Source organism: Streptosporangium nondiastaticum, assembly GCF_003011965.1.
Lineage (GTDB): Bacteria > Actinomycetota > Actinomycetes > Streptomycetales > Streptomycetaceae > Streptomyces > Streptomyces nondiastaticus.
The window spans coordinates 61296-82014 of sequence record NZ_PXWG01000007.1 but is presented as its reverse complement, the minus strand read 5'-3'; the positions used below and the strand labels follow the sequence as shown (position 1 = coordinate 82014).

General features: G+C 71.3%; 26 protein-coding genes. 9 read left to right on the top strand and 17 right to left on the bottom strand.

The annotated features are described in order from the left end of the window. Positions 1–54 precede the first annotated feature (54 nt). A complete protein-coding gene (locus B7P34_RS05650; RefSeq protein WP_106674671.1) occupies positions 55–435 on the bottom strand; it encodes a type II toxin-antitoxin system death-on-curing family toxin in 381 nt (126 codons plus the stop codon). Then, positions 432–1007 (bottom strand): GNAT family N-acetyltransferase, encoded by a 576-nt coding sequence (locus B7P34_RS05645; protein ID WP_106674670.1) that lies wholly within the window; start codon positions 1005–1007, stop codon positions 432–434. Before B7P34_RS05645 ends, B7P34_RS05650 begins: the two co-directional genes overlap by 4 nt. A gap of 200 nt (positions 1008–1207) precedes the next feature. Between B7P34_RS05645 and B7P34_RS38275 the strand changes: the two genes are divergently transcribed. Further along, positions 1208–1921, top strand: a complete 714-nt coding sequence (locus B7P34_RS38275; protein WP_223267538.1) for a hypothetical protein — start codon at positions 1208–1210, stop codon at positions 1919–1921. Between the two features lie 57 nt (positions 1922–1978). Here B7P34_RS38275 and B7P34_RS05635 read toward each other — a convergent pair whose 3' ends face one another. From B7P34_RS05635 to B7P34_RS05600, 7 genes are all read right to left on the bottom strand, one after another. Beyond that, positions 1979–2800, bottom strand: a complete 822-nt coding sequence (locus tag B7P34_RS05635; protein WP_106674668.1) for a lipase family protein — start codon at positions 2798–2800, stop codon at positions 1979–1981. A 251-nt stretch (positions 2801–3051) separates the two neighbouring features. Beyond that, entirely contained in the window at positions 3052–4131 is a 1080-nt protein-coding gene (locus B7P34_RS05630; RefSeq protein WP_189382497.1) for a serine hydrolase domain-containing protein, read from the bottom strand. A gap of 401 nt (positions 4132–4532) precedes the next feature. Next, the gene (locus tag B7P34_RS05625; RefSeq protein ID WP_189382495.1) at positions 4533–5195 is read right to left on the bottom strand and encodes a sterol desaturase family protein; all 663 of its coding nucleotides are present in this window, start codon (positions 5193–5195) and stop codon (positions 4533–4535) included. A 73-nt stretch (positions 5196–5268) separates the two neighbouring features. Next, a complete protein-coding gene (locus tag B7P34_RS05620) occupies positions 5269–5880 on the bottom strand; it encodes an aminotransferase class I/II-fold pyridoxal phosphate-dependent enzyme (protein ID WP_106674665.1) in 612 nt (203 codons plus the stop codon). Between the two features lie 180 nt (positions 5881–6060). Beyond that, positions 6061–6417, bottom strand: coding sequence for a hypothetical protein (locus tag B7P34_RS05615; RefSeq protein ID WP_106674664.1), 357 nt, complete (start codon positions 6415–6417; stop codon positions 6061–6063). A gap of 587 nt (positions 6418–7004) precedes the next feature. Beyond that, positions 7005–7532 (bottom strand): SDR family NAD(P)-dependent oxidoreductase, encoded by a 528-nt coding sequence (locus B7P34_RS05610; RefSeq protein ID WP_286157447.1) that lies wholly within the window; start codon positions 7530–7532, stop codon positions 7005–7007. Positions 7533–8067: 535 nt separating this feature from the next. Continuing rightward, complete coding sequence (locus B7P34_RS05600; protein WP_106674662.1) at positions 8068–8373, bottom strand: hypothetical protein; 306 nt, start codon at positions 8371–8373, stop codon at positions 8068–8070. Between the two features lie 457 nt (positions 8374–8830). Here B7P34_RS05600 and B7P34_RS05595 point away from each other — a divergent pair, with 457 nt between their 5' ends. Further along, entirely contained in the window at positions 8831–9889 is a 1059-nt protein-coding gene (locus B7P34_RS05595; protein WP_189382492.1) for a hypothetical protein, read from the top strand. 23 nt (positions 9890–9912) lie between these two features. Here the strand turns inward: B7P34_RS05595 and B7P34_RS05590 are convergent, their stop codons facing one another. Both B7P34_RS05590 and B7P34_RS05585 read right to left on the bottom strand, forming a co-directional pair. Continuing rightward, positions 9913–10812, bottom strand: a complete 900-nt coding sequence (locus B7P34_RS05590) for an NmrA family NAD(P)-binding protein (RefSeq protein ID WP_106674660.1) — start codon at positions 10810–10812, stop codon at positions 9913–9915. Then, positions 10809–11186 (bottom strand): nuclear transport factor 2 family protein, encoded by a 378-nt coding sequence (locus tag B7P34_RS05585; RefSeq protein ID WP_223267545.1) that lies wholly within the window; start codon positions 11184–11186, stop codon positions 10809–10811. The genes B7P34_RS05590 and B7P34_RS05585 overlap by 4 nt, the downstream gene beginning before the upstream one ends. A gap of 151 nt (positions 11187–11337) precedes the next feature. Here B7P34_RS05585 and B7P34_RS05580 point away from each other — a divergent pair, with 151 nt between their 5' ends. Further along, positions 11338–11946 carry a TetR/AcrR family transcriptional regulator gene (locus B7P34_RS05580; RefSeq protein WP_106674658.1) on the top strand — a complete coding sequence of 203 codons (609 nt, stop codon included), beginning with the start codon at positions 11338–11340 and terminating at the stop codon, positions 11944–11946. A gap of 103 nt (positions 11947–12049) precedes the next feature. Then, entirely contained in the window at positions 12050–12502 is a 453-nt protein-coding gene (locus B7P34_RS05575; protein ID WP_223267537.1) for an RpiB/LacA/LacB family sugar-phosphate isomerase, read from the top strand. A gap of 70 nt (positions 12503–12572) precedes the next feature. Here B7P34_RS05575 and B7P34_RS05570 read toward each other — a convergent pair whose 3' ends face one another. Continuing rightward, on the bottom strand, positions 12573–13046 hold the full coding sequence (locus B7P34_RS05570; RefSeq protein WP_106674657.1) for a flavodoxin family protein: 474 nt from the start codon (positions 13044–13046) through the stop codon (positions 12573–12575). 171 nt (positions 13047–13217) lie between these two features. After that, positions 13218–13637, bottom strand: a complete 420-nt coding sequence (locus B7P34_RS05565) for a nuclear transport factor 2 family protein (protein ID WP_223267536.1) — start codon at positions 13635–13637, stop codon at positions 13218–13220. A gap of 365 nt (positions 13638–14002) precedes the next feature. Here B7P34_RS05565 and B7P34_RS05560 point away from each other — a divergent pair, with 365 nt between their 5' ends. Continuing rightward, entirely contained in the window at positions 14003–14779 is a 777-nt protein-coding gene (locus B7P34_RS05560) for a hypothetical protein (protein ID WP_106674656.1), read from the top strand. A 111-nt stretch (positions 14780–14890) separates the two neighbouring features. Next, entirely contained in the window at positions 14891–15253 is a 363-nt protein-coding gene (locus B7P34_RS05555; RefSeq protein ID WP_106674718.1) for a cupin domain-containing protein, read from the top strand. Between the two features lie 54 nt (positions 15254–15307). Here the strand turns inward: B7P34_RS05555 and B7P34_RS05550 are convergent, their stop codons facing one another. Continuing rightward, positions 15308–16231, bottom strand: a complete 924-nt coding sequence (locus tag B7P34_RS05550; protein ID WP_189382490.1) for a LysR family transcriptional regulator — start codon at positions 16229–16231, stop codon at positions 15308–15310. 79 nt (positions 16232–16310) lie between these two features. Between B7P34_RS05550 and B7P34_RS05545 the strand changes: the two genes are divergently transcribed. Continuing rightward, the gene (locus B7P34_RS05545) at positions 16311–17600 is read left to right on the top strand and encodes an MFS transporter (RefSeq protein WP_106674655.1); all 1290 of its coding nucleotides are present in this window, start codon (positions 16311–16313) and stop codon (positions 17598–17600) included. Between the two features lie 206 nt (positions 17601–17806). Here B7P34_RS05545 and B7P34_RS05540 read toward each other — a convergent pair whose 3' ends face one another. The 3 genes from B7P34_RS05540 to B7P34_RS05530 all read right to left on the bottom strand — a co-directional run bounded on the left by B7P34_RS05540 (position 17807) and on the right by B7P34_RS05530 (position 19418). Next, positions 17807–18013 carry a hypothetical protein gene (locus tag B7P34_RS05540; RefSeq protein ID WP_106674654.1) on the bottom strand — a complete coding sequence of 69 codons (207 nt, stop codon included), beginning with the start codon at positions 18011–18013 and terminating at the stop codon, positions 17807–17809. Beyond that, entirely contained in the window at positions 18010–18261 is a 252-nt protein-coding gene (locus B7P34_RS05535) for a hypothetical protein (protein WP_106674653.1), read from the bottom strand. Before B7P34_RS05535 ends, B7P34_RS05540 begins: the two co-directional genes overlap by 4 nt. A 143-nt stretch (positions 18262–18404) precedes the next feature. Further along, complete coding sequence (locus B7P34_RS05530) at positions 18405–19418, bottom strand: MerR family DNA-binding transcriptional regulator (RefSeq protein ID WP_106674652.1); 1014 nt, start codon at positions 19416–19418, stop codon at positions 18405–18407. Positions 19419–19606: 188 nt separating this feature from the next. On the opposite strand from B7P34_RS05530, the gene B7P34_RS05525 reads away from it, so the two are divergent. After that, entirely contained in the window at positions 19607–20344 is a 738-nt protein-coding gene (locus B7P34_RS05525; RefSeq protein ID WP_106674651.1) for a TetR-like C-terminal domain-containing protein, read from the top strand. A 129-nt stretch (positions 20345–20473) separates the two neighbouring features. Then, entirely contained in the window at positions 20474–20695 is a 222-nt protein-coding gene (locus tag B7P34_RS36665) for a hypothetical protein (protein WP_146166739.1), read from the top strand. Positions 20696–20719 lie beyond the last annotated feature (24 nt).

Sequence of the window (20719 nt, the reverse complement as noted above, 5' to 3'; positions counted from 1 at the left end):
CTCCGAAGCGGGCGATCGCCCTGCCCGGGCCGTCTGCAAGTCGTCGGCAGTCGCTCACTCCGCCAGGTCCCACAGCGCGCCGGCGATGTCGGACACCTCCCGGATCGCTCCGGTGGTCACACCGATCACCAGGCTCTCCGCCGCATCGATGTCCGGACGCAACCGTATGCCGTTCAGCGCCAGGAACGTCACGCAGGAGAGCCAGGCGGTGCGCTTGTTGCCGTCGATGAGCGGGTGATTGATCGCGACGGCCTGGAGCAGGGCGGCCGCCTTTTCGAGGAGGCCCGGGTGGATCTCCTGCCCGTACATCTCGGCCGACGGGCGGTGGGCCGCGGAGTCGAGCGAACCGGCGTCGCGGACGACGAGTTCGGTGTCGCCGCAGGCCGGGCCGGCGACGATCAGCACGTCCTGGACGTCGAGGTAGCGGGGGGTCATTTCAGTCGCTCCAGAAGCTCGTGCCATATGGCGGCCTGCTCGGCGGCGACGCGCCGGACGTCGGCCCGGTGGGCATCCCGGTCCACGGGCAGGTGTTTGACCATGACGTGTTCCCTGCGGCCGTCGGGCAGAGGGTCGCCGTACGGGCCGGTGTCGTGCAGGCCGAGGCGGCGGTAGAGCGCGAAGGCGTACTCGTTGCCGGGCATGACGGCGAGGTGGAGGCGTTCCGCGCCCATGTCCGTCGCCCACTGCTCCACTGCCCGCACCAGGTGCTCGCCCACTCCGCGGCCCCGCGCGTCCGCAGCGACCCATAGGGAGATCAGCTCGACGGTGCCTGCGTTCGGGCCGGGGGTCCCGCTGACCATGCCGGCGGGACTGCCGTCGAGTTCGGCGATCAGGTTGAGGGAACCCGGAAGTTCCAGCCGGGCGCGCCAGCGCTCCTCCCGGTCGCCGTCCCCCTGCCAGTCGGCGAGGCGCGAGCTGAATGCGTACGGCGCCTCTGCGAGTGCGGCGAGACGGAGTTCGCGCCACAGCGGCCAGTCGTCGGGGGACAGCGTTCTGATGTTGATCACAGGGTAAGCGTCTCCGACCCTGTGGAACGCGACAACGGATTTTCCCACCGGGAGAGGCGGAAGAGCCGAGAGAGGCGGAAGAGTCAGCGGACGAGTCAGGAGAGCCGGCAGAGCACGAAGCGGCGCTTACCGCCGGCCACCACCCCGCCGACTGCAGGCGGCGGACCCGTCATGGCAGAGTCGCTCTCATGCTGACCTCAATGATCCGGCGAAGCAGAAGCCTCACCGCGGGCGCCCTGATCTTCGGCACGGCCATATCCCTGACCGCCTGCGGCGAGCAGCGCGGCAGCGGGGCGGCGGCCGGTGCGCCGAGTGCGGCGTCAAGTACGGCGTCGGGCGCTCACAGCGGCCCGGGGTCCGGCTCCGGCCCGAGCAACAGTGCCGCTCCGGGCTCCCGTACCGGCCCGGGTTCCACAGCCGACCCGGGCTCCTCCAGCAGCGCCCCGGCGTCCGGCGCCCCTTCGGCCGGCGCTTCCCCTTACGTCGAACCCGGCGCCGGTGACGGCGCCCCGCATTACCGGGAGAACAACGCCCACCGCTTCCCCCGTGACATGTCCCCCGCCGGCGCGAAGGACGCCAAGAGGGAGGCCGACCGGATCGAGCCCGTGCTCAAGCGGCTCTGGGAACAGAAGAAATGGGACCCCGAAAGCGTACGCGCGGCAATGCTCGCTCTCGGGTACGAGGAGGAGCGGACAGGGCCGAAGGGTGAGCAGTTGGGAGGCACGCTCTCCGTACAGGGAATGAGACCGCATTTCGAGACGGATCACTACGTCACCCCCGAGGGCACCCGGATCGGCCTCAGGGTCCACCCCGACGCCTGCGTCACGGCCTTTGTGCAGAAGACCAACTACGCAGTGCAGACGAACGGCCCGTACCTGGAATCCGGGTGCTTCGAGCCGCCGTTCGGGCACTGACGGCACGGCCGCGCCGCGCTCGCCACAGACCGAAGCCGACCTGGGCGCGGCGGCCGGTCAGGCCAGGTTCTTCTCCAGCGCCGCGATGTACTTCAGGATCGAGTGGTCGCGCACGCCGTCGCTCGCGGGCGCGAACGCGTCGGCCGTCATGCCCTTCGCCCGGTCGGCGAGGCCGCCGAGGAGCGACATGGTCTCGTGGACCTTGCCGGCGGAGTCGATGTACCGCAGGGTCTCGACGTGGGTGTACGCGGGCTCGGGCGGCAGCTGCGGCACGATGTCGTTGTTGTTGACGAACCGGAAGAGCCGCTGCCGGAAGCCCTTGTTGCACGCGGCCGCCAGCAGCCGGTCACAGGTACGGGGCTGGCCGTACGTGTAGACGCCGTCGGCCAGCAGCTTCGGTTCCTCCAGGTACAGCCGGGCTCCGGCGAGCATGGCGAGCGCACCGCCCAGGCTGTGGCCCGTGATCCACACGGTCTGATCGTTCGTCCGGTATTCCTTGAGGGTGTCCCTCACTTCGGGGAAGACGGATTCCAGGGCCTTGCCGAAGCCGTAGTGGATGTATCCCGTCTTCGCCGGGCCGGGCCAGGGCGGGGTCGTGGCGTCGGAGAGCCAGTCGCGGATCTGCGCGGGTTCCGTGCCCCGGAAGGCCGTGATGATCATGTCGTTGCCGGCCATCGTGAAGGCCTGGGTGTCTTCCAGCGGGAAGGGCGGCGTGAACCGCGTCTCGTGGTGGCGCACCCGGTCGAAACCCCAGTCGTGGGCCTGCTTCTCGATGGTGGCCTTGTCCTTGTAGGAGAGGTCGGCCGCCCGCGCAAGCCAGTAGGCGTGCGCGAGGCTGTACGTACGGGCCTTGTGGTCGAGCGCGACGGGCACGGACACGAAAATGCTCCCTTTCGCGGGCCGGTGGACGCGGTGACGCGGCACAGTCGTCACGGTAGGACATGCGTGACGAAGAACCGATGTACCGGACTCGTGCGCCGGAGTGAACACGGCCGTGTTCGGCCAAGCGGCCCACCGCGTGCGGTGCCGATGCGATGCCGGCGCGACGCCGGTGGGCCGCCAGTCCGCCGGTGCGACCTCCGGTCCGCGCGGACAGCCCGTGCCCCGGTGAGGCTCCTCGCCCGCGCTGGTCAGGGCGTCTGCGGGCTGCTGCCTGCGGAGGGCCGGGCCGGGTAGGGCTTCCCGCAGAAGTACCGGTTGAGCGCGTCGACCCCGTGGATCAGCATCTCTCCCGCCCTCGGGTCATTGCGCTGCACGTTGACCGAGATGGTCATGCGCCGCTTCCCCTCGGGGCCGGCGAAGGCGAAGGTCACGTAGCCGGGGATCGAACCGGTCCCGCCCCACTTCTCGCCGCAGGTCAGTCCGGCCGTTTCCAGGCCCAGTCCGTAGTGGGGGAAGACCGGTGCCTGCCGGGTGTCCACCGGGGTGCGCATCTGCTCCAGGGATGCCGGGCCGATCAGCCGCCCGCCGAACAGGGCCCGGTAGAAGCGGTTGACGTCCCGCGCGTCGGACACGAGCCCGTAGGCGGCCCAGGCGAACGACGGGTTGATCTCGGTGAAGGGCTTGAGCGCGCCGGGATCCGTTCCGTCCGCTCCGTCGGGCAGGAGGTACCCGGTGGCGTGCGGGCCGTGCAGGTGCGGGTCGGTGAGCGGCAGCCGGGTGCGCGTCATCCCGGCGGGCCGGAGCACGCGCTGCTCGATCTCGTCGCCGAGCCGGTTTCCCGTCACCTTTTCGACGAGCAGGCCGAGCAGGATGTAACCGGCGTTGGAGTAGGTGAATCGTTCTCCGGGCGGGTGTGCCCGGGGAAGGCCGTCCGCGAGTTCCACCAGGTGCTGCGGCTGCCAGGTGCGCCGGGTGTAGGACTGCGGGTCGCGGAAGGAGGGGTGGTCGAGGTGGTCGGCGAGCCCGCTGGTGTGGTTGAGGAGCTGACGCACGGTGACGCGGTCGGCGTCGTGGATCGCGCCGGGGAGCCAGGTGGCGACGGGCCGGTCGAGCTCCAGTTGCCCGGCTTCGGCCAGGCGCAGGACCGTGGTGGCCACGATGCCCTTGGTGAGGCTGGCTATGCGGAACCGGGCGTCGTGCGGGATGCCTTGGCGCGTGGTGAGGTCGGCTGTGCCGCTGGTCAGGGTCCAGGAACCGGTGGGCTCGTCGACGCGGGCCAGCACCCCGGGGGCTCCCGCCTTCACCATGGCGTCCAGTGCTTGCTGCACCTGGGCGCGGGTGTCCGTGCCGGGCCGTTCCGACGCCTGCGGCGACGCGTGCGGGGCCGGAGCCGGGACGGGGGCAGGGAGCGCGGCTGCCGCGGGCGTCGCCCCGACCAGCGCTCCCGCGACCGCTGCCCACCCTGCGATCGTCCTCCGCAGAGCCCGGCTCCTGCTCCTGCTCTTGCTTCTGCCTCTCATCAGGCCGCCCCTCCCCCGTGACGTCCCTCGCGCGGCCGTGCCCTCCGCCGGGACAGCCCTGATGGGCCGTCATTCTTCGGCACGGCGGCAGTCCGGAGCGTCCGACCGGAAGCTGATCCTTCGGTCGTCCGAAGGGGGCAGCCTGCGTCATCCCGGAAGAGGACGTCGGTACGGGCTGCCCTGCCGGTGTGCGGCACTGGCGCTCGGTATCACTCGGCGGGATTCCCGCTCACGGGCCGGTCTCGGGAGCCGACGGCACGCCGGCCACCCGCTGTCCCGAAGACGAGGTCCCACCACGGCGCGCTGACGCCGAAGCGCCGGCTGTCGTCGGCGAAGTGGTGCAGCATGTGCCACCTGCGCAGGGCTCTCCCCGCCCTGGAGCGCGGGCGGTGATGGTGCACGTGGTAATGGATCATGTCGTACAGCAGGTAGCCGACGGCGTAGCCCGCCATGAATGCCATCCAATGCGTACCGAGGACGAGCCGGGAGAAGCCGCAGAGGAGCAGGGCCACCGGGATGGTGACGGCGAGCGGAATGACCAGTCGCCGGCGGTCGTCGGGGTGATCGTGGTGGTGCCCGTGAAGCGTCCAGTGCAGCCGGGCCATTGCCGTCCCCGCCTCGGCCTCCCAGTGGAAGAGCCCGCGATGCACCCCGTACTCCGTGAGCGTCCACGCCGCATAGCCGACCAGCACCAGCGCCACCCCGGTCACCGTCCCCGAGGCGGTGAGCCCGGCCGGCAGCAGGAGGGTGATGAACGAGGTGAAGATGACGAGCGGTCCGGAGGGGTGCTGGTGCGTCAGCCGGCCCAGCGAGCGCCACCGCACCGGTGGCGGTGAACTCCTGCGGAAGGCGGCACGGTCGACGGGGGCCACGCCGGAGGCACCGCCAGAGGCGGAGACACCGGAGATACCAGAGACGCCGGAGATCCCGGAGATACCAGGGAACTCATTCACCGTTCACTGCTCCTCTTCCACTGCTGCGGCGATCATCTGAACGGCCCGTTGCAGCTCGGCTTCGGAGTGTGCAGCCGTGACGCCGAGCCGCAGCCGCGCACCCCCGGGCCCCGAGGGCACCCGCGCTGTGCGCCTCGTCCACGATCAGCAGGGCCTGATGGAACTGCGCGAGGTCGGCGATCTCCCGCAACGGAGGCAGGTCGCCGTCGGCGCCGAAGAGTCCGTCCACGACGACGAGCCGCCGGCGCGCTTCCCTCGCTTCACCGGAGCTCAGCAACGCTTCGAGATGGGCCGCGTCGTTGTGGCGGAACATCCGTACGCCGGCCCCGGACAGCCGGGCGCCCATGGTGATCGAACCGTGGTCGAAGCGGTCCAGGAACACCACGTCCCCGGGCCCTGCCAGCGTGCCGAGCACCCCCAGGTAGTCGGCCGAGGCGAGGACGGTGACGTCCCGTTCGGTTGCGCAGCCTGCGGCACGGACCCGGGCGCGGGTCGGCCCGGCCTGGGCGACCACGGGGAACAGCGGGTACGCGTCCGTCTTCCGCAGCCGGTCGGTCAGTTCGAGCACGCTGTTGTGCACCGCGCCGAAGTCGGTGGTCGTCATGGGGTGCGTACGCTCCTGGTGAGTTCGTCGACGAGGGCGGCCAGCTCTCGTCCCGTACCCGTGCGTCCTGTGCTGATGCGGGGCCGGGTGCCCGCGCCGTGTCCGCAGGCCGCAGGCCGCATCGCCTGTTCCCGTTCCGGTCCCGGTTCCGGCCTCAGCTCCTGTTGCCTGGTCATGCGGTCAGCTCCCGTGTCGCGTGATCATCGGGTCGTTGCTCCTGCTGTCGCCCCCGGCGACTGGTTCCTTCGGTCCCTTCCGGGCTCGTGGCGTGAGGCGGGCCGGCGCGGGCGCCAGTGCCGGTGCGGGTGCGGGTGCCGGTGAGCGGGCCCGGCGGGCTGCGATCACCCTGTCCACGTGGCCGTCGAGGTCGGCCTTGGTACGGCGGTAGCGCCGCCACGGTCCTGCGCCGTACCGGGTCAGGGCAGGAGGCAGGTTGAAGACGGCGGGGTGGTGGGCCGCGTCGATGAAGCGGTGCAGGCACCGCTCGAAGCGGCGCGCCTCCTCCTGCTCCAGGTCCAGGAGCAGCCGCGTGAGCACCTCCGCCTCGTACGAGCTGGTCGCGATGGAACAGCGGCATGAGCTGCCGCCGCTGCCGGGCGTGTTCCGGGCCGTCCCGGGTGAGCAGCGAGCGCGTGCCGTAGATCAGGTCGAGCACCCGACGGGCCCTCCCCGCGGAGAGCACCTCCGGCGGGGCCGTGAAGACCTTGCGGACGTCGTCGGGCGCACTCACGAGGACGAAATCGCCCCAGCCGCTGAGGCGCAGAGTGAACACGTCGCCGAACCGGGCTTGCTGCTCGGCGAGGAAACCGTAGGGGTCGTGGAGGAACCGCAGGGGCTGCACGAGCGCGGGTCCGCCGGGGCCGGGCGGCAGCCCTCGCCCTCCGCACGCGCTCACGCCTGCCCCCGCGTCGCCCGCTTCGGGGGTCATGACGTAGCGCGGGCGGCGTCGGGCGGGAGGATGCGGAGGTCGGCCTGGGTGCGGACCAGGCGGTCGTGTGCCGCGTGCATGGCCAACTTTCCTACCCAGTACACAGATCATCCCCAAGCACAAAAGGCGTCCGAGGGGCGATTACCTGTGAACGGTCATCCGTTCGCTTCATCCTTTCGTTTCATGGGCACGAGGCTCAGCGCTTGTGGCGCTGCGCATCGGCAATGCGGTGCGGGGCTTCCGGGCTGATCGCCCGGCGCTGGACGTTCTCGGCCGGGGCGGGGAAGAGACTGCCCACGGCGCTGCCCAGCCTGAGGGGCAGCGGGGCGACGTTCACCTCGGCCCGGTTGCGTTCGATGGCGTGCAGCGTCTTCATGGCCACGCGTTCGGGGCTGACGGTTCCCGTCCCGCGTGGTGCGGCGGCCCCGGTGCCGGCGAACATCCCGGCGTCGCGGACGAATCCGGGCTGGATGACGGACACGCCCACGCCGGAAGGGTGCAGGTCCTGCCGCAGGCCGAGGTCGAAGCCGCGCAGGCCGAACTTGGCGGCGTTGTAGTGCGAGGCGCCGGGGGACGCCGCGCGGCCGGAGAGCGAACCGATCATGGCCAGGTGGCCCCGTCCCGCCGTGACCATCCGCGGGGCCGGCAGCCGGGCCAGGAGGACCGGCGCCCGCAGATTGACGTCGAGGGCGCGGTCGATCTGCTCGGGGGAACAGCCCAGCACCTCGCCGCCGGCCGGCAGGGCCGCGTTGGCGACGAGGATGTCGACCGGCCCGGCGAGCCGGGCTCGCGGGCGGCCAGGGCATGGGCGAGGGCGTGCCCGATGCCGCCGCTGGCGCCGGTGAGCAGGACACGGGCTTCGCTGATCTTCACGGGCTGATCCCCCCGGGCTGACCCGAGCCGGCCCGAGCTGGTCCTCACAAGCTGGTCCTCACAAGCTGGGTCCTCACAAGCTGATGTCCACCGTCCGCAAGAGGACTCCCTGCCGGGTGGAAGCTGCTGCCGAGGGTGCGCTCGCGGTGCGCCGCGGCAGGTCGAGCCGGCGGACCTTGCCGCTGGTCGTCCTGGGGAGCGAGCCGCGCCGCCCCAGGTACACCTCCTGGACGGGGATCCGGAAGTCCCGCAGCACCGCGAGCCTGACGGCGTCCGCGAGCCGGACCGTGGCCTCCTCGTCCGCTCTGCGCGACAGCTCCAGGAAGAGGACGGCTTCCTCGCTGGAGTCCCGCAGGGGCAGGGAGACGGCGGCAGCGGCAGTGGCCCTAGTGGTAGTACAGATGCCACTGGTAGTCGTAGCGGCCGGGGTGCCTCTCCTCGCGCTTGCACTGGTACTCACGCCATTTGTGGTCCTGCTTGCCCTGCTCGCCGGCCTTCTTGCAGGACGCCTCGTCGTCGTACCAGCCGCCGGGCTTCCAGTTGCTCTGCGCCTCATCGCTCGCGGCACTGCTCGTCGGGGTCGGGGACTCGTCCGACGGAGCCGCGACGGCCGTCCCCGCCGCGCCGGCGAACAGCAGTCCCGCGGTGGCCACGGCCACCGCCGGGGCGAGGCGGAAGTTCCTCGAGTTCACGGGTTTCCCTCTCTCGTTTTCGGCCTTCGCCCTGATGGTGGGCTCGGAACCCCGGCGTCGGAAGCCGGTGCCCCGGGCGTGTGGATGCGGGGGTCCCCGCACTCCCCGCGCGGGCGGGTTCGAACCTCACGCGGCGTGAGGAGACGAGGCGGGACGCCGCCCGGGGGAGGGCGAACCCTGGCGGTCCGTGCGCGTGGCCATGTCCGTGCATGGTGGGTCGCCCCTGGCGGGATCTTGCCGGACAAGCGCCGGCAAACGGGCCACCGCACTGCACAGACGCCGCCCTCCATCACGACTGCGAACCGGCGGTGGGGGGACACTCCGGGCCGGACAGCTCGTTGAACCCTGCGCCATGCAGATCTTCGCCCTGCGGAAATACGCCGCAGCCGCCGTGCTCTCCGTACTCTGCGCTTTCCTTCCTTCGGGGTCCGCCCCGGCCCCCGTACCGCCCCGCGTAGTGGCGGTACGCACCGCTGACACCCTCGGCGCGGCGTTCGGAACGTATGCCGACCATGACCGTTCACCACGGCACTGGACCGGCGGGGACAGCACGTACTCCGTACCGACCCCGGCCGGTGAACTGTGGGTGTTCTCCGACACGTTCCTCGGCACGGTACGGCCCGACGGATCCCGCTCCCCCACCGTCGCCGACGGCGGAACGACCCCCTTCCTGCACAACAGCTTCGTCCTGTGGACCGCGCACGGCCCGCACACTGCGACCGCCCTGGATCAGACCGGTCAGCCCGCACCTCCGATGGCCGGCCCCGACCGCACGTCCTGGTACTGGGCACGCGCGGGCCTCCCCGACGGCCATGGCGTGAGCGTCGTCTACGCCCGCTACACGCGAACGGGCAGCGGTCCCCTGGACATCGCCTGGCAGGGCAACGCACTGGCCGCCTTCCGCGCGAACGCCTACGGCAGACCCGCCTCCGTCACCCCGCTGCCGTCCTCCGCCCGCATCGCGTGGGGTGCGTGGCTGGAGCCTGCGGGCAAGCACACGTACGTCTACGGGACCGAGCGCACCCGCGAAGGCCGCAGCCACCTGCGGCTCGCCCGGGTCACCGGCCGTGACCTGCGGCGTTCCTGGCAGTACTGGACGACGCGCGGCGTCTGGTCCGACCGGGAGAGAGACGCCGCCCGGCTGGCCGGCCCCGACGGCGCGCTGCTCACCTCGGACGAACTCAGCGTGGTGCGGCACGGCTCCTGGTACGCGCTGGTGACCCAGCGCGCGGACGTCCCGTTCAGCGCGGAGACGCAGATCGCCTGGTCACGCTCCCCCGGCGGCCCCTTCACCCGGCCCCGGACGGTGTACACGGCGCCGGAAGCCGGACCGGCAGGCACGTACCGCAACCGGAACGTCATCGCCTACAACCCCCACGAGCACCCCGAACTCGAACACGGCCCCCGTGACATCGTGCTCTCCTACAACGTCAACAGCCTCGCCCCGGCCGACGTCATCCACCGCGCCGACATTTACCGCCCGCGCTTCCTGCGCCTGACCCTCGCGCCAGGCTGAGCCACCGGGGGACAGAGGCTGTCTCAAGGGCGGGGCGTGCGAAGCAGTTCCCGTTCGGCCACTGCCCGGAAGCTGTTCGGGGGGCGGCCGGTGACGCGGTGGACTGTGTCGGTGGTGCGGTCTTCGGCTCCCTCGGCGATGGCGCTGTCCATATCGGCGAGCATGGCTGCGAACGCCGGCGGCATCTGTGCGGCCAGGCGGTCACGCAGTTGTTCGCGGGTCAGAGCGCGGTGGGCCACGGGGCGGCCGGTGACCTCCGTGATGATGGTGGCGATGCCGTCGTGGCTGAGTGCTTCCGGCCCCGTCAGGAGCAGGTCAGCATCAGGTGCGCGGTCGTCGGTCAGGGCGCGTACGGCGACAGCGGCGATGTCGTCGGCGTCGACGAATCCGACGCGGCCGGCTCCCGCGGCGGTGAGGATAGTGCCGTCGTCGCGGATGCTGCGGGCGTGGATGTGCGTGCCGGTGAAGTTCTGCATGAACCAGGAGGGCCGGAGTACCGCCCATTGGCCGAAGAGGTCCGGCAGGGCCTGGTGCACTTCTCCCACTGCCGGGCCTCCCGCGGCTATGGCCGAGGAGCTGAGCAGGACCGCGCGGCGCACTCCGGCGGTGCCGGCCTGCCGGAGGAAGGGGAGCATGACCGGCGCCGGGTCCGGTTCGCCCACCGGCGGGACGACGTAGATCCGGTCAACACCGGCGAGGGCGTCGCCGAAGGTGGAGGGGTCGTACCAGTCGAAGCGGACGGGTTGCGCGCCCGGGACCGGGGTGGCGCGGCGCCCGGCGGCCTTGACGCGGCGGCCGGCGGCGACGAGTTGCGCGGCGGTCCGGCCGCCGGTGGTCCCCGTGGCGCCGATGACCAGGGTGGTTCCGGTGGTTCCGGTGGAGACGGAGGTGGAGGTGCTGATGGCGGTAGCGGTGGGGGTCATCGGGTGCTGCTCCGGGTGAAGTCCGTGCCGGGTTCGTCGACGGCGAGGGGGTTCCAGTAGTCGCGGTAGGAGGAGAAGCGTCCGTCCCGGACGGATACGACGGCGATGTAGGTCATGTCGAAGGGGCCGCCACGCTTCACCCAGCGGCCCACGCCGCGCATCTCGACCACGATGGTCCCGGGGTCGGTGGTCTCGTGGATCCGCACCTCGGGGAAGTCGTGCAGGTCGATGTGGTCGGGATAGTCGCGCATGTACGCGGCGACGGCCGCCCTTCCCTCCAGGCGCCCGGGCCGGCCCGATGGCGCGAAGGGGAACTCCATGACGCCGTCCTCGGCCCACAGGTCGAGCCAGGCGGGAATGTCCTTGTCCAGCAGCAGGCGCAGGCTGTGGCGGTAGAGATCCGCGGGTTGAAGTGATGGGGATCGTGGGCATGAGTGTCTCCCTCCCGTACGATGCGGACCAGTGGTCCGCTTCCTTCAGGAACAATACGGACCGCGGGTCCGGATTTCAATCGAGAGGCACCACATGACCGAACGCAGGCCGCGCAAGGACGCCATCCGCAACCGCGCAGCCGTACTCGCGGCCGCCGACGCCCTCTTCGCCCGGTGCGAGCACCCCGAAGAGGTCACCATGGCCGGCATCGCCACGGCGGCAGGCGTCGGCAAGGGAACGCTCTTCCGCGCCTTCGGCGATCGCACCGGGCTGATCCGCGCGCTGTACGAAGCGCGGCTCGAACCGGTCAGGACCACGGTCGAAGAGGGCCCGCCCCCACTGGGGCCCGCGACCCCACCGCTCCAGCGCGTACCGGCCCTGCTCGACGCCATCCTGTGCTTCAAGCTCGACAACCGCCACCTCGCACTGGCCCTGGAACAGACCGGCGCGGACAGCCCCTACCGCACGGAACACTACGAGCGATGGCACGCCCTGCTCCGGGACCTCCTCCGGAGGATCCCCGGCCCGGCGGACAGCGGCTTCACCGCCCACGTCCTGCTCGCCGCCACCCGGGCCGACCTCGTCGAATACCTGGCCGGCGAGCAGCGCACGCCCCGGGAAGAACTCCGCAGGCAGCTGGCCGACTTCACCGCCGGCGTCCTCGGCACCCGAGAGCGACCGGGGCCGGACGCCGAAGGCTGACAACCGGCCGGGCGTATGCCTCCCGCCCCGGTCAGGCGTGTGCGGGCCGCAGTCGTGGCAGTGGTGTACTGGAGGCATCGCGACGAGAACAGGAGGTGTGGTCATGGCGAGTCTGCGGATCTCCGTTTCCGCCGACTGGGACAAGGGCGTGGCCCGGCAGCTCACCGAGGAACTGGAGCGCCGCGGCCACGAGGTGATCCCGCACGGCGTGCTGAAGCCCGGCGACAAGGACGACTGGGCGTTCTGCAGCGAAGCCGCCGCCCGGGACGTGGTGCAGGGGCGGGCCGACCAGGCCATCGTGTGCTGCTGGACCGGTACCGGCGCCAGCATCGCGGCCAACAAGGTGCCCGGCGTACGCGCCGCGCTGTGCACGGACGCCTACACGGCCGGCGGCGCCCGCCGCTGGAACGACGCGAACGTCCTGGCCCTGAGCCTGCGGCTGACTTCGTCCTCTGTGCTCGGCGAGATCCTCGACGCCTGGTTCGAGACCGCACCGAGCGAGGACCCGGTCGACCTTGAGAACATCCAGCAGGTGGAGCGCATCGGCCGCGCGTGAGAGCAGCTATGTGAGAGCGGCGAGGGGCGGGAAGCCGGGCAAGTCCCGCCCCCCACCCCGTTCTAGCCGGTCAGGACACAGCACCGATCCGGCCTCGCAGTTCTTCGGCGAACGTGCGCGCCGCCTCCAGATCGGGGGCGCCGGGCCGCCCCTTGTTGATGCCGCCGACGAGCTTGAACGGCAGCCAGGTGTCGAATCCGCGGCACGAGAAGGTGTCACTCACATCCCACCCCTTCCGTTCGAGAACTCGCACCAGGGGCCGGGTGAAGGGCCGGAGCCGCGCTTCGGGCAGTCCACTGGTCGCGAAGACGAACGCCCTGCGCCGCTCCCCCTGCGGGAGCGACCGTACGAACTCGCCCAGCCGCGGATGGAACTTCCCCAGGAAGATTCCCGAACCGAATCCCACGAGGTCGCAGGTGGAGAGCTCCGCCATGTCGGCCTGTTCAGGGTCGACGACCGAGGCCTCCAGCACCTGCCCCATGACGTCGGCGATCCTCTTCGTGTTGCCGTGAGACACGGAGGCGCACACAATGACGGCCTTCATGATGACGCTCCATTCGCTTCCGCAGGAGTTTCCTCGGGGCTGCGAGTTGACGGTGAGACGGCAAACGCACTACCCGCACCTTCGCCGACGCCACCACCTCCGATCAGATCGGTCACGCCATTGAGACACCGCCCGAGCGGTGACCGTGACATCGAAGGAAGGTGATTGCGGTCACAGGGCCGGGAAGAGGGTCGCGGCCACGTGCCGGGTATCGGTGTATTCGACGACGGAGGCGATCTTCCCATCGCGGACGGTGTAGATGCCGATGCAGCGGTTGTCGTACGTTCCGCCATGGACCGTCTTGGCCTTGGAGGTCCATTCGGCGACCACGCGGTCGCCTTCGGCGATCGTGCTGACCAGTTCGATCTCCAGGGTGCCGGGGACGAGGATCGGTCCCATGCCGCCGAGGAAGTCGTTGATGACCGTGTCGCGGCCGTGCCACACCTTGGATATGGGCAGGTCGCCCGGGTAGTGCCAGGTCACGTCCTCGGCGAAGCTGTCGTGGATGACGTCGGCGTCGCCGTCGCGGACGGCCTCGACGTAGCGAATGACGACGGCCTTGGGGGTGGCGGCGGTGTTGGTCATGGTCATGGTCGTGCTCCTTCGGTGGTTGATGTTCCCGGTCGTTCGGGACCCCGCTCTGGTGCGGCGCCCGGAACCATCTGACCGGGCGGGGTGGTGCCCCGGCCAACAACGCATCCGCCCGGCCGACAACGGACGGTTGTCGCACGGGGTCAGGGGCGTAGAAACGGTGGCGTGGCGGAAGCCGGCAGGCAGGGGGCAGGGGCGCGCGTGAACGCATCGCGCCGTTGTGAGGTATCGGGCCGCAACACCCCGGAAGAGTCAACGCAGCGTTGGAACTGACCTGTTGAGCTGGCCTTTTGCACGGAATCGCCGAACCGCCCATGAATGCCCACCCATTGGCACGCACACTCTTCCATGCCATAAAGAGTGACATGGGGGATACATTCAGGAATGCCAAGGCTGAAATCAAAATCATCTTCGTCGGTGACACGGCAGAGGACGCGTGCCGTTCGCTCGCTCTCGCGCCCGAAGACGGCACTCACCTCAACGTCTGCTTCTGGGACGCCCCGCAGGCGGACGGCCCCGGCATCCGTCTCCCCCTCGCGGAGGCCGGAGCCATCATCCGGCTGCGCAAGCCGACCGACGGTGGCAAGGGCGACCTCACCGCGAAGCTGCGCCCGTGCGATCCGGCCACCCTGCCCCGGAGGTGGCGCCAGAACCGCAGCGGGAAGGGATGGAAATTCAAGATCGAGGAGGACTGGAACGGCCCCGACCGCGTCTGGTCGGCCTCGCTCAAGGTGGACGGGCCCTTCGGGCAGCCCGTCGACGAGGAGGGAGCCGCCTCCGCCGCCGGGCCCCGGCTCACCCCGGACCAGCGCGACCTGCTGGCGGTCGCCGGGGTCCTCGATGACCACCTACGCGGCACTGTCGCCCTCGGCCCCGTCCGGGCCATCAAGTGGAAACTCTCCCTCCAGGGCCTGCCCCACCCGCTCACCGCCGAGTTCTGGCGCATCGGCGCCGACGGGCTGCACTTCCTCGAACTGTCGCTGCGCGCCCGGCCCGCCGACGCCCCGCGTGCGCAAAACCTGCTGGAGCACACCGTCCTGGCACGGGGTCTCAGCTCCGCCCCGCAACAGGCGTCGAAAACCCGGACGGTCATGGCCGAGCTCGCCCGGAACCACCTGCGGCGGTGCCCGCGGCTCCCGTGACCCGGGTCGCCGGGTCGCCGCCGGGCCACCCGGCCGGACCGCAGCGTTCGCCGTGCGCCTGCTCCCGTGGCTAGATGTTCAGGACAGCCGACTCGCTGGAGGAGAGTGCTCGTGGCCGGACTCGTACGCAAGAGCTTCGCCTCGCCGGAGGAAGTGCGCCCCTTCGAGGACGGCAAGGGGCGGCTGGAGCTGGTGGACGTGGGCGCCGGGCCGGTGGGCCGGGCGACGTTCGAACCCGGCTGGCGGTGGTCCCAGCACGTCAAGCCGATCGCCGGGACCGACAGCTGTCAGGCTCCCCATATGGCGTACGTCGTTTCGGGCCGGATGAAGGTCGTCATGGACGACGGGCAGGAAGACGAGTTCGGCCCCGGCGACTGCATGCTCTGCCCGCCCGGGCACGACGCGTGGGTCGTCGGCGACGAGCCGTGCGTCGTGATCGACTGGCAGGGCTTCGCCGACTACGCCAAGCGCTAGGCGGGAGGGGCGGCGTCCGAAGATCATCGCCTCTCCCAGGCAAGCGCCGAGCGGTCACGCAGACCGTTCGGAGCGTTCGGAACGCCCAGAGCGCTGGGAACGTTCGGACGGGTCGATGCCGAGGCCGGAGAGGAATGCCGCGGCCGCCGGGGAGGGGCCGAGCGAGTTCCAGACCAGGAGTTCCTCGCGGGTGGGGGCGTTGCGGACGCGGAGGACGTGCAGGCCGCGCAGTTCGCCGGCGACGGCTTCGGGGACCATGCCGATGCCGAGGTTGGCCCGGACGAGCTTGGCGAGGGACTCGACGGAGGTGATCTCGAAGGGGGCTTCGGCCGTGAGGCCCGCGGCTTCGAAGGCGGCGTCGCGCTGGCGCCGAGCCGCCGATCCCGTGGGGAAGTCGACGAACGACTCCTCGGCCAGCCGCCGCAGGTCCGTCTGCTCCGTGCCGGCGAGGGGGTGTTCCGGCGCCACGACGGCGACCAGTTCGCCGTGGGCCATCTTCCTGACGCGGACGCCCTTGGGGCGCGTGCCCGGCACCAGCCCGATGAAGGCCACGTCGAGCGCTCCCTGCCGTACGCCTTCGATCAGCTCCTCGCTCATGCCCATGCGCAGGCTGATGCGCACCTCCGGGTAGCCGGCGCGGAAGCGGCCGAGGACGTCGGCGAGGTCGACGGCGGCGACGGTGGAGATGGCGCCGACGGCCAGCCGGCCCCTGACCACGCCGGTGGCCGCCTCGACCTCGGCGCGGGCGCGGTCGGCCGCTTCCACGGCCTGCCGGGCGACGGGGACGAAGGCCTCGCCGGCCGCGGTGAGGCGCACGCTGCGGCTGGTGCGGTCGAACAGGCGGGTGCCGAGGTCCTTCTCCAGGCGGGCGATCTGATGGCTGAGTGCGGACTGCACGACGTGGCAGCGCTCCGCGGCGCGCGTGAAGCCGCCCGTCTCGGCCACCGCGATGACGTAGCGCATCTGCTGGAGCTCCATCCATCCATCGTAAATCGAGATGGTTTGCATGAAAACAATGTGTTGGACTCATCGATCGCTGCCGGCGGAAACTCGTTGCATGCCATCTGCACGAATACCTGACACACCGGCCGGCCGGCAGGGCCTGGGGCGCGGCACCCTGCTCCTGATGGCCGTGGCCTGCGGCCTGTCCGTCGCGGGCAACTACTTCGCACAGCCCCTGCTGGAGATCATCGGCCGCGATCTGCACATGAGCGCCGGAGCTCTGGCACTGGTGGTGACGGTCGGGCAGGTCGGCTACGCGCTCGGACTCATCCTGCTCGTCCCGCTCGGCGACCTCGCCGAACGCCGCGGCCTGGCCACGGGCCTGTGCGCCGCGACCGCCGCCTTCCTGCTCGTGACGGCGAGCGCGCCCAACGCCGCCGTACTGCTGACCGGCATCGCGCTGACCGGGCTCACCTCGGTGGCCGCGCAGGTGGTCGTCCCCTACGCGGCGACCCTCGCCTCGCCGGAGAAGCGCGGGCGCACCGTCGGGACGGTGATGACCGGCCTGCTGCTGGGCATCCTGCTCGCCCGCACCGCGGCCGGCCTCCTGTCCGGCCTCGGCGGCTGGCGCACGGTCTACTGGGTCAACGCCGTGCTCATGGCCGCCATGGCCGTCCTCCTGTACCGCGCCCTCCCCCGGCTGCGCACCCCCGTCGGCCTGTCCTACCCGCGGCTGTTGGGCTCCACCTTCGCGCTCTTCGCCCACGAGCCGGTGCTGCGGCGCCGCGCCCTGATGGGCGGGCTGTCCTTCGCCGCCTTCAGCGTCCTGTGGACCGCCATGACCTTCCTGCTCTCCGGCCCCTCGTACGACTGGTCCGCGTCCGCCATCGGGCTGCTCGGCCTCGTCGGCGCCGCCGGATCCCTCTCGGCCTCGGTGACCGGGCGGCTGGCCGACCGCGGCCTGGTCCACCGCGTCACCGGCATCGGTTCCGTCCTCCTGCTCGCCTCCTGGGCGCTGCTCGGGCTCGGCGGCTACGGCGGAGCCTGGTCCCTGGCCGCTCTGCTGGCGGGAGTGATCGTGCTGGACGCCGCCGTCCAGGGCGTCCACATCAGCAACCAGAACCTCGTCTACGCCCTCCGCCCCGAAGCCCGCAACCGGCTCAACTCCGCCTACATGACCTCCTACTTCGCCGGCGGCGCCCTGGGCTCCGCCCTCACCTCGGCCGTGTGGAGCGCGTACCACTGGGCCGGAGTCTGCGTCCTGGGGGCGGCGCTCTCGGCGGCCCTGGTCCTGGTCTGGCTGACCGAGCCCCGGGCGACGCGGCACCAGGCATCGCGCACCCGTACCGTCGCCCAGTCCCCGGCGGCCCGTCCGAAGCCGACCGTGGCGGACACGGCCCGGTGACGTAGGGGGAGTGAGCCGGCGGCCCTCGACCGATCCGTAGGCTGCCCGAGCAGTGGTCAACCGGTAGGGGCACCGGCGAGGTCTCCGGAGCCGGGAGCGGCCTCCGGGTCGGGAGCGGCCTCCGGTCACGGCGAGGAGGTCACCGCCCTCCCGCTCTGCGCCGGGCGGTGCCGTACCGCCTGCCCTTCCGGCGCCCGGCTTCAGTCTCAGTCCGGAGGTTCATCCTCCGTTCCTTCACCGGCGTCGCCCGCCCTGTCGGTGCGCTCACCGGCGGTCTTCCCGTTCTTCCGGCCCCGGCGGGCGGGCGGGCCCGCCGTGCCGCGGTCCGGAGGGACCCTCGCCTGCTGGTCCTGCATGTCCCGGGGCACGGCCTTGCCGCTGCCCGCGGATTTCTCGTCGCGCCGGCCGCTCATGGCTGGGTCCTCTTGCCGTGCGCATCGTCGCGCGTCCGCTCCGTCCCCCTGTCCTGCTCCGCGTCCTCGCCGTGCGCCCGCACGCCTTCCAGCGCCTCGTCCTGCGCGGTGCCTCCAGGGGGCCGGTGCCCCTGGCTCTTCCGGCCGGAGGGCGCCCCCGGCTCCTCGGCGTCACGAGCCCGCTCGTGAGGCTCGCGGCGTGCGTCCTTGGGCTGGTGCCGGGCCATCTCGGCCACCTCCGTGATCATGGGCGTTCGCCCCGCCGCACGGGCGCGGTGGGACGGCACCCGGGTACCCGGAGGCCGACGGCACATGCAGGACCGGCGCCGCCTGCGGTACCGACGACCCGATCGGCCTATCGGCCCCTCTCACCACCGACGGACGGCAGGAGTTACGCCGTAGGGTTGTCCCGCATCCATGCCAAGACCTGCTGGGCGTGCTCATCGGGAGGGAAGACCGGGTAGAAGACGTGCTCGATCGCTCCGTCGCGGATGACGAGGGTGAGCCGTTTGAACAGCGTCGCCCCGCCGAATGCGAACGTGGGCAGGCCGAGCACCGCGGCCGTGCTCAGCCGGGGATCGGACAGCATCGCGAACGGCAGGCGGAGCCGCTCGACGACCTCGCGCTGATAGCCGGTGTCCTGGCTGGACAGGCCGAACACTCCCCGCGCTCCGGCCGCGAGAAGCTCGTGGTGGTGGTCGCGGAAGTCGCATGCTTCTGCGGTGCAGCCCCGTGCTCCGGGGATGGAGTCCCAGCCGTGCGAGAGGTCGGCGTCCGGGCGGCCCGTGAGCGGATAGACGTACACGACCGTGCGGCCGGTGCCCAGTGCGTGAAGACCAACCGTCTCTCCTGTGGTGCTGGACAGTTCGATGCGGGGCATCTTGAGCCCGGGAAGGTGGTCGGCCGCGCCGTCGTCTTCCGGAACAGGCAGATCGGCAGGCAGCCGGTACAGGTCGCTCATGGGGTGCTCTCCGCGCTCTCTGTGCTTTCCGTGTTTTGCATGCTTTCCGTGCTTTCCGTGCGCTTCGTCATCGGGCACGGGGATGCTGCTGTTCCGATAGGCGGCCTGCCTCAGGTGGTGCATGAGGATCGCGCGGCGGGCGGTCAGGGCCTCGATCCGTTCGGTCAGCTCGTCAACCGCCTCGCGATAGCCGGCCAGCGACTCCGGGCAGTCGTCGGCGTGCTGCTGCCCGGCCGCCAGGCACGCCAGGAAGGGCCGCGTGCGCTCGACCGGAATGCCCAGGCCGCTCAGAACCCTGATCTCGTGCACCAGAGGTGCGTCGTCCTCGGTGTAGTCCCTGTAGCCGTTGGCCAGACGGCGTGGAGTGACCAGCCCCAGCGATTCGTAATAGCGCACCGCCTTGACCGTCACACCGGCGCGTCCGGCCAACTCGCCTATCTTCATTCCGCTCATCTCCTCGTCTCCAGGAACGCTAAACCCTGCCCTCAGGGGCAAGGTCAACGGCTGTCGAAGTCCCCGGTGCCGAAGCGGGCCCTCGGGGCGAGGGGGCGGAGATGACGGGGGCGGAGACGACAACCTGCCGCCGCCCATCGGAGACGTCCGGCTGACAGGACGACCGGTACGGTTTGATCATGGATGCTTCCAGCACAACCACCGCGCATGAGACGAGCGGGCTCGCCGCTGCCGTCAAGGAAACCGCCCGCGAACTGCTCGCCGACCTGGGCGCCGGCGGGCTGTCGCTCGAAGCCGTGGCCGCCGCCGGCGGCCTTGCGGTCGCCGAGGTCGAAACCGTCTTCCCCCACCGGGACGACTTGCTGACCGCTCTGCTCATCGACGCCTATAACGAATCCGGCGCCGCCATGGAGGAGGCCGACCGGGCAGCCGCGGACAGCAACGCTTCCGCAGGGACACGTCTACTCGCCGCGACCCGGGCGCTGCGGCAGTGGTCCGTCGCCAACCCGGCCGTGTTCGCGCTGGTCTACGGTTCGCCGGTCCCCGGATACCACGCGCCGGAGGACACTGTCCCGCCCGCGTCCCGCACCCCGGCCGTGCTCGCCGGCATCCTGCGTTCCGCGCTCGAATCCGGTGAGCTCACCCCGCCCCGCCGAGCGGTGCCCGGCCCGCCGCTGATCCGGCCGGAGGCGACCGCGCTGTTCGGCGGCCTGCCTCCCGAGCCGTTCACGGACGTCATCGAGCGCGGCATCGTGCTGTGGAGCAACCTGGTCGGGCTCCTGGTGTTCGAGGTCTTCAGCCGTACCCACGACAGCGTCCGGGATCAGTCCTCCTTCTTCGACTTCGCCATCGCCGTGTCCGCGGAGAACGTCGGCATCGAGATATCCCTGGACCAGGAGCGGGGCTCGACGCGATGAGGGCCGGGCCGGTCGCGAATGCCGTGTCGAAGTAGAAGCGCTGGAGGTCTGCCAGGACGTCCTCGGGTGTGGTGCCGGGGCGCAGCCGGCCGGCGCAGGCGAGCCGGTGGGCGGCGTACGAACGACAACATGCCGACGGCGATCGACCGGCGGTCCATCATCGCGATCGCGCTCCTGGCGTCCCGGACCGGCGCGGGCCGGCAGTCCGGGACGCGTAACGTCTGGCAGCGCGCCCGGCCGGCCGGCCCCGGAGTCCACTCGGTCGGCCGAGGAGCTGGAGAGCTGGAGAAGCCGCCGGCACCGGCTGCCCGCGGCGGCTGCTGGTCCCGCGAGCGTGCAGCCGCGAGGTGACGTGGGGAACTGGCGGCAACGGGC